Annotated in this window: 5 protein-coding genes; 4 read left to right on the plus strand and 1 reads right to left on the minus strand. The window is 67.6% G+C overall.

Annotated elements, in window-relative coordinates:
- The first annotated feature begins 209 nt into the window (after positions 1-209).
- Positions 210-410: a hypothetical protein gene (locus QPK27_RS25490; RefSeq protein ID WP_374047067.1), complete on the plus strand. Its 201-nt coding sequence runs from the start codon at positions 210-212 to the stop codon at positions 408-410.
- Between the two features lie 34 nt (positions 411-444).
- On the opposite strand, the gene QPK27_RS13780 is transcribed toward QPK27_RS25490, so the two are convergent.
- On the minus strand, positions 445-1422 hold the full coding sequence (locus QPK27_RS13780; protein WP_290418820.1) for a bile acid:sodium symporter family protein: 978 nt from the start codon (positions 1420-1422) through the stop codon (positions 445-447).
- Between the two features lie 341 nt (positions 1423-1763).
- On the opposite strand from QPK27_RS13780, the gene QPK27_RS13785 reads away from it, so the two are divergent.
- From QPK27_RS13785 to QPK27_RS13795, 3 genes are all read left to right on the plus strand, one after another.
- Positions 1764-3848 (plus strand): PAS domain-containing methyl-accepting chemotaxis protein, encoded by a 2085-nt coding sequence (locus tag QPK27_RS13785; RefSeq protein ID WP_290418821.1) that lies wholly within the window; start codon positions 1764-1766, stop codon positions 3846-3848.
- Positions 3849-3851: 3 nt separating this feature from the next.
- Positions 3852-5228 carry a chemotaxis protein CheW gene (locus QPK27_RS13790; RefSeq protein ID WP_290418822.1) on the plus strand — a complete coding sequence of 459 codons (1377 nt, stop codon included), beginning with the start codon at positions 3852-3854 and terminating at the stop codon, positions 5226-5228.
- Between the two features lie 401 nt (positions 5229-5629).
- A partial coding sequence (locus tag QPK27_RS13795; protein ID WP_290418823.1) for a porin occupies positions 5630-6398 on the plus strand: 769 nt, incomplete at its 3' end.

Below are 6398 nucleotides of genomic sequence, written 5' to 3' on the forward strand. Positions count from 1 at the left end.
GGACCGGACAGATCTTCGCACCGCCCAGCACCGGCTGAGGATCCTGCTGGTCGACGACAACGAAGACGGCTTGATGATGCTGGAAATGCTGCTGGCGTCGATGGGGCACGACGTCGTGAGCACCTCGCAGCCGCGCGAGGTCATGGCGCGCGCGCGCCTTGCAGCCGGACGTCTGCCTGCTCGACATCGGCTTGCCGGACATCGACGGCTTGACGCTGGCCGGCATGTTGCGCGCGGATCCGGTAACGCGGACAGCGGTGTTGATGGCGATGTCCGGATACGGGCAGGAAGCCGACCGGCAGGCGGCGCTGGCGGCGGGTTTCGAGCGCTATTTCGTCAAACCTGTCGAGGTACAAGACCTGACGGAGGCGTTTTCCGCCATCGGACGCCGGGGGCGCGACGTCGTGTGACGCCGGAACGGTCGGCCTCGGTGAAGCAGACAATTCAGAGGCTGAGCTCGCCATCGCGGCGCGCATAGCGCTGCGCGATCGCCGCGCATACCATCAGCTGCATCGGGTGATACAGCATGATTGGCAGCACCACCGCCCCGACCAGATCAGCCGCGAACAGCACCTGGGCCATCGGCACCCCGCTCGCAAGGCTTTTCTGCGCGCCGCAGAACACGATCGTCGCCTCGTCCCCGGTGCCCATGCCAAGCCGGCGCGCGCCCAGCCGGGCAAGCATGATCGCGAGCGCCAGCAACGACGCGACCAGCGCCACCAGGCCGGCCAGGGCGGGCAGTGGCAGGCGCTGCCACAGGCCCTGGATCACTGACGCGCTGAAGGCGGTATACACCACCAGCAGGACGGTGCCGCGGTCGATATGGCTCAGCATTGGTTTGTGACGTCCGACCCAGGCGCCGATCCAGCGCCGCGCGACCTGGCCGGCAATAAAGGGCAGCAACAGCTGCGCCACCACCGGGCCGATCGACGACAGCGCGGCGGCCGGCGCGCCGTGGGTCGCCATCAGCATGCCGGCGATGAGCGGCGTCACGACGATGCCGATCATCGTCGAGGCCGAGGCGCTGCACACCGCCGCCGGCACGTTGCCGCGCGCCAGGGAGCTCAATGCGATCGACGACTGGATCGTCGACGGCAGCGCACACAGGAACAGGACGCCAAGGTACAGCTCGGGCGTCGTGATCAGACCGGCAATCGGCTGCAGCGCCAGGCCGAGCAGCGGATAAAGGACGAAGGTGGTGGCCAGGATGCAGGCATGCAGCCGCCAGTGCAAGGCGCCCTGGCGGACGGCGTCTCCAGAGAGCTTGACGCCGTGCAGGAAGAACATCGCGCCCACCGCGACCTTGGTCAGCACGCCGAAGACGTCGCCCCAGATACCGGAGCAGGGCAGCAGGCTGGCCAGCGCCACCGTGGCCAGCAGGCTGAGCGTGAAATTGTCGGGCAAGTATCGGGGACGCTGCATGCGATGGGCCGGAATCCGAAAGGCGCAAAGGATAGCAGGTCTGGAGCGGCCGACCCAGCCCGATCGCTGGCGCCCGCAACCAGATGCTGCGTCGATCGGCCCGGCTGCCGGCGCACCCAGTCGGCAACGTGCGTGAAGGTCATGCGCCCAGATCCCACATATGCAAATCAAGCGTTGTCCGATGGCAACGAACCGTGACTGAACAGACATCAGTTGTTTTTTCGATTGAATTCGTACGGGGTAAATGGTCCGAAACTGGTAACCTTAGTTCCCCTCGGAAATTTAAGTGGTCGGTGTGGAAGTCGCAGTCTGCGCCGCCGCCTCTTGCCAACACAGTAATAATGACGCCAACCACCACTCTCGCTTCCCTCGACAGCCGGCTCGACCTGGCCCACGCCGCCCTCGACGCGATCCAGCGCACCCAGGCCGTGGTCGAGTTCGACATGAAGGGCCATGTCCTGCACGCCAACCAGAACTTCCTCGACGCGATGGGCTATGCGCTGAGCGAGATCGTAGGCCGTCACCACCGCCTGTTCTGCGCGCCGGACTACGTCGCCTCCCAAGCCTACGAGCTGTTCTGGGAAACGCTGCGCAGCGGCCATCCGGGGCAGGGCGAATACATGCGCCTGGGGCGCGACGGCAAGCCGGTCTGGCTGCAAGCGACCTACAATCCGGTGTTCGACGGCGAGGGACGGCCGATCAAGGTGATCAAGTTCGCCACCGACATCACCCAGTCGCGCCGGCAACAGGCCGAGAACGCGGCCAAGATCGATGCCATCAACCGGGTGCAGGCCGTGATCGAGTTCGGCCTCGACGGGAGCATCCTCGACGCCAACCAACGGTTCCTGGAGACGCTCGGCTATTCGCTCGACGAGTTGCGCGGCCAGCACCACCGGCTGTTCTGCGACCCTGCGTACGCCGCGTCGCCCGAATACGCGCTGTTCTGGGCTCACCTGGGCAAGGGCGAAGTCCACGCGGGCCAGTTCAAGCGCCGCCACAAGAGCGGGCGCGACGTCTGGATCAGCGCCTCGTACAACCCGGTGTTCGGCGCGGACGGCAAGCCCTGCAAGGTGATCAAGTACGCCACCGACATTACCGCCCAGACCGAGCGCAACGCCGAGTACGAAGGAAAGAGCCAGGCGATCGACCGGGTCCAGGCGGTGATCGAATTCGACCTGCAGGGCAGGGTCTTGAGCGCGAACGCCAACTTCCTCGACGCCATGGGCTACAGCCTGGACGAGATCCGGGGCCAGCATCACCGCCTGTTCTGCGACCCGGTGCTGGCCGGTTCGGCCGAATACCTGGCGTTCTGGGACCGCCTGGGACGCGGCGAATTCAACGCCGGCGAATACCGCCGCGTGACCCGTGCCGGCAACGACATCTGGCTGATGGCGTCCTACAATCCGGTGTTCGACGCCGACGGCAAGCCATTCAAGATCGTCAAGTTCGCCACCGACATCACGCTGCAGAAACGCCGCGATGCCGAGATCAAGGGCAAGCTGGAATCGATCGGACGCTCCCAGGCCGTGATCGAATTCGACTTGCGCGGCAATGTGCTGAGCGCCAACGATAACTTCCTGCGCACCATGGGCTATACCGCCGACGAAGTGGCCGGCGTCCATCACAGCATGTTCTGCGATCCGGCGCTGGTCAAGAGCGCCGCCTACCGCCATTTCTGGGCCAACCTGGCGCAGGGCCAGTTCCAGTCGGGGCGCTTCCAGCGGCGCGGCAAGCACGATGCCGACATCTGGATCGTGGCTACCTACAATCCGATCTTCGACGTCGACGGCAAGCCGTACAAGGTGGTCAAGTTCGCCATGGACGTGACCGAGCAGGTGCACCGCGAAGAAATGATCAGCGCCAAGGTGAGCGCCATTTCCGGCGTGCTGAACGAGCTGTCGCAGTCGATCGCGCAGATCGCCCGGGGTTCGGAGAATTCGAGCGGCCTGGCTGCGCGCACCCAGCTGGACGCGGTCGAAGGCAGCAAGCTGCTCGCGCGCTCGCGCCAGTCGATCCAGGCGGTCGAGCACGCGTCCAGCGACGTGCGCGAGATTATCGACACCATCGGCGACATCGCCGGCCAGACCCATCTGCTGGCGTTCAACGCGGCGATCGAGGCGGCGCGCGCGGGCGAGCACGGCAAGGGGTTCTCGGTGGTCGCCAACGAAGTGCGCAAGCTGGCCGAGAAGTCGGCGCTGGCGGCGCGCGAAATCGCCAAGCTGATCAACGAGACCGTGGTTCGGGTCGGCGAGGGCGCGCGGCTCTCGGGCGAGGTCGAGGAGGCATTCGGGCGCATCGTCGAGTCGGCCGAACGCACCAGCGAATCGATCGGCAGCATCCATGCCTCGACCAGCGCCCAGGCCAGCGCCACGCGCAATGCCTCGACCCTGCTGAGCGAGCTCGAACAGATCGCCACGGAGCGCTGAGCAGTGCTTGGGGACAAGCTGCTGCAGCTGGCGCAGGCCGCTGTCGGCGCGGTCTGGATCGGGGTTCCCGCCGCCAGCGTGGTGCAGGCGATCCCGTTTCCGTCCGCACCGGCGCTGCTGCCGCGGCGCCAGGGTGCGCTGGCCGGCGTGGTCGAACACGCGGGGCGGCTGGTGCCGGTGGTCGACCTGGCGCGCTGGGTCGATGTCGGCGCCGCGCCGCGCGCGGCGGGCGCAAAGCCGGCGCCGCTGGTGCTGATCCTGCACGCCGCCGGCCGCACGGTCGGGCTGAAAGTCGATCGGGTCGGCGCGCTGGCGCAGGTCGCGGCGCACGACGTCACGCGCCTGCACCATGACGATGACGACGCGGAAGTCTTCCAGTGCGCGGCGCGCCTGCCTGGCAACGATAGCGGCAATGGTGGTGATCACCACGGCGGCCGCATCCTGAGCCTCCTCGACGTCGACCGGCTGGCGGGCCTGTCCGCGGCCTGGCACCAGGATGCCGCGCCCGCTGCGGCTGCCCCCGCATCGGATGCAGCGCCGTGCGCGGTGCGTTCATATGCCGTGCTGCAGGCCGGCGCGGAGCGGCTGGCGCTGGCCGCCGATGCGCTGGCCGAGGTGCTGCCGATGCCGCAGCTGAACGTGCTGGGCGCCGGTTCAAGCACCGCCTGCTGCATCTGGCGCGGGCGCCATCTGCCGGTGCTGGGGCAGGCCGCATTGGGCCTCGCGCCGGCGCCGGACGACGCCGCTCCCGCGCTGCTGGCGGTGGTCGAGCGGGCTGGCCTGGCGCTCGGACTGCCGGTGCATGCGGTGCTGAGCCTGCAGGCGCTCGACACGGCCGCGCCGGCGCAGCCGGACGACCTGCTGTCGGCGCAGTTCACGCCGGACGGCGCGCCGCTGCGCGTGCTCGACGAGGAACGCCTGTTCGCGCGCTTTCCCGAGGCACAGCTGAGCCGCGATGCCGCTGGCGGCGAGCGCAGCGGCGCCGCCGACGGCGATCGACGGCAGGTGGCCAATACCGCCCCATACATCGTGTTCGAAGGCGGCGGCATGTACGCGACGCCAATCGGGGCGGTGGAGCGTATCGTCAGCCTGCGCGAGGCGCTCACCGATGGCGAGGGCGCCATGGCCTGGGAGGGCCGTCCGATCCGGCTGCGCGACTTGCGCGCCGGCGGCGGCGACGGCGGGGACGTGATGGTGGTGCGCCGCGGTGAGGCGCACGTCGGCTATGTCGTCGCGCGCGTGCATCTGCTGGTGCCGCCCGGCAGTGGACGCATCTACCGCATGGGCGGCCCCGGCGCCGCGTGGGAGTTCATCGCCACCGTCGACGACGGCGCGCAGGCCAGCTACCGGATCGTCGACCTGGAGGCGCTGGCCGCCTGATCCGCCGGGGGCAGGCAGGGGCCGGCGCGGCGCCGCCACCCGGTGTCGCGCAAGGGCCGAACGGTGGTCGAAGGCGGCGCCAAAGGTTATAAAAACAGCATGCATATTTGTGCAAATATGCATTTGGCGTTAAAATGCCCGTGATCCGCTGACGATAGCGGATTGAACAGCGCCGATGCTCCCGGCATCGGCGCCGCGCACCGTTGGCTGGCTGCCCGTCCGCCAGACCGTACTCGGGAGCCGCCACATTGCTGGCGGCTTGTCCGTTCTGAACATCCTGTCCGTCCGCCGCTTGCCCGCATGCACGCCGTTACGTGCCGACGCCGGCTTCGGATTGCGCTCACCGGCCGCGCCCTTGGCGCGCAGCGTGCTGGTGTGGCGCCGCTTTTCTGAAAGACACCATGTTTTCCATGTTCTACGATCACGATCTGGCCGCCCGCGGGCTTGCTTCCACCCTGGCCGGACTTGCATTGCTTGCCTCTCCCGGCGCCATCGCCGCGGAAAATACCGAAAGCCCGTTCACGGTCGGCGGCGCGATCCGCTTCAATTATGGCCACAAGAGCTGGGACGATAACCGCCGCAGCGGCTTCGTCGGCCTGGACACCGCGCGGCTCGACGTCAAGTACGACGACGGCAAGCTGATCGGCTCGGCCCAGTACCGCTACAACCATTACCCCAAAGGGCAGGGCGACTACTGGCAGCATTTCCTGCAGCACGCATGGATCGGTATGCGTTTCGACGATGCGAGCGAACTGCACGTCGGCGTCGACAAGAACCCGTTCGGCCTGATGCCGTTTGCGTCGAACAATTTCTACGAGTCGATCGCGTTCTATGCCGGCCTGGAAGACAAGTACGACCTGGGCGTGACCTATGCAAGCCGTCCCGGCCCGTTCGAATGGCAGCTTGCTTATTTTCCGCGCGACGGCGGCTACTATGGCGGCGGCAGCAACACGGCGAATGCCTCCAACCGCTATTCCTACAACATCGTCGCCGACGATGACGAGCAGGGCTACGGCACCGGCCAGACCGACCGCGAGCGCAACACCGTGGTCGGCCGCATGGTGTGGCGCCTGGGAGCGGACGGCAAGCACGAATTCGGCGTGTCAGGCCTGACAGGCGACATCGACAACGGCCGCGGCGACGACACCCGGCGCCGCGCCGGCGCGGGGC

This window comes from Massilia sp. YIM B02443 (genome assembly GCF_030411955.1).
Taxonomy (GTDB): Bacteria; Pseudomonadota; Gammaproteobacteria; order Burkholderiales; family Burkholderiaceae_D; genus Telluria.

Bases quoted from the DNA above. Each gene is read 5' to 3' on its own strand.
- QPK27_RS13785 (WP_290418821.1), top strand. From the start codon at position 1,764: ATGACGCCAACCACCACTCTCGCTTCCCTCGACAGCCGGCTCGACCTG.
- QPK27_RS13780 (WP_290418820.1), bottom strand. From the start codon at position 1,422: ATGCAGCGTCCCCGATACTTGCCCGACAATTTCACGCTCAGCCTGCTG.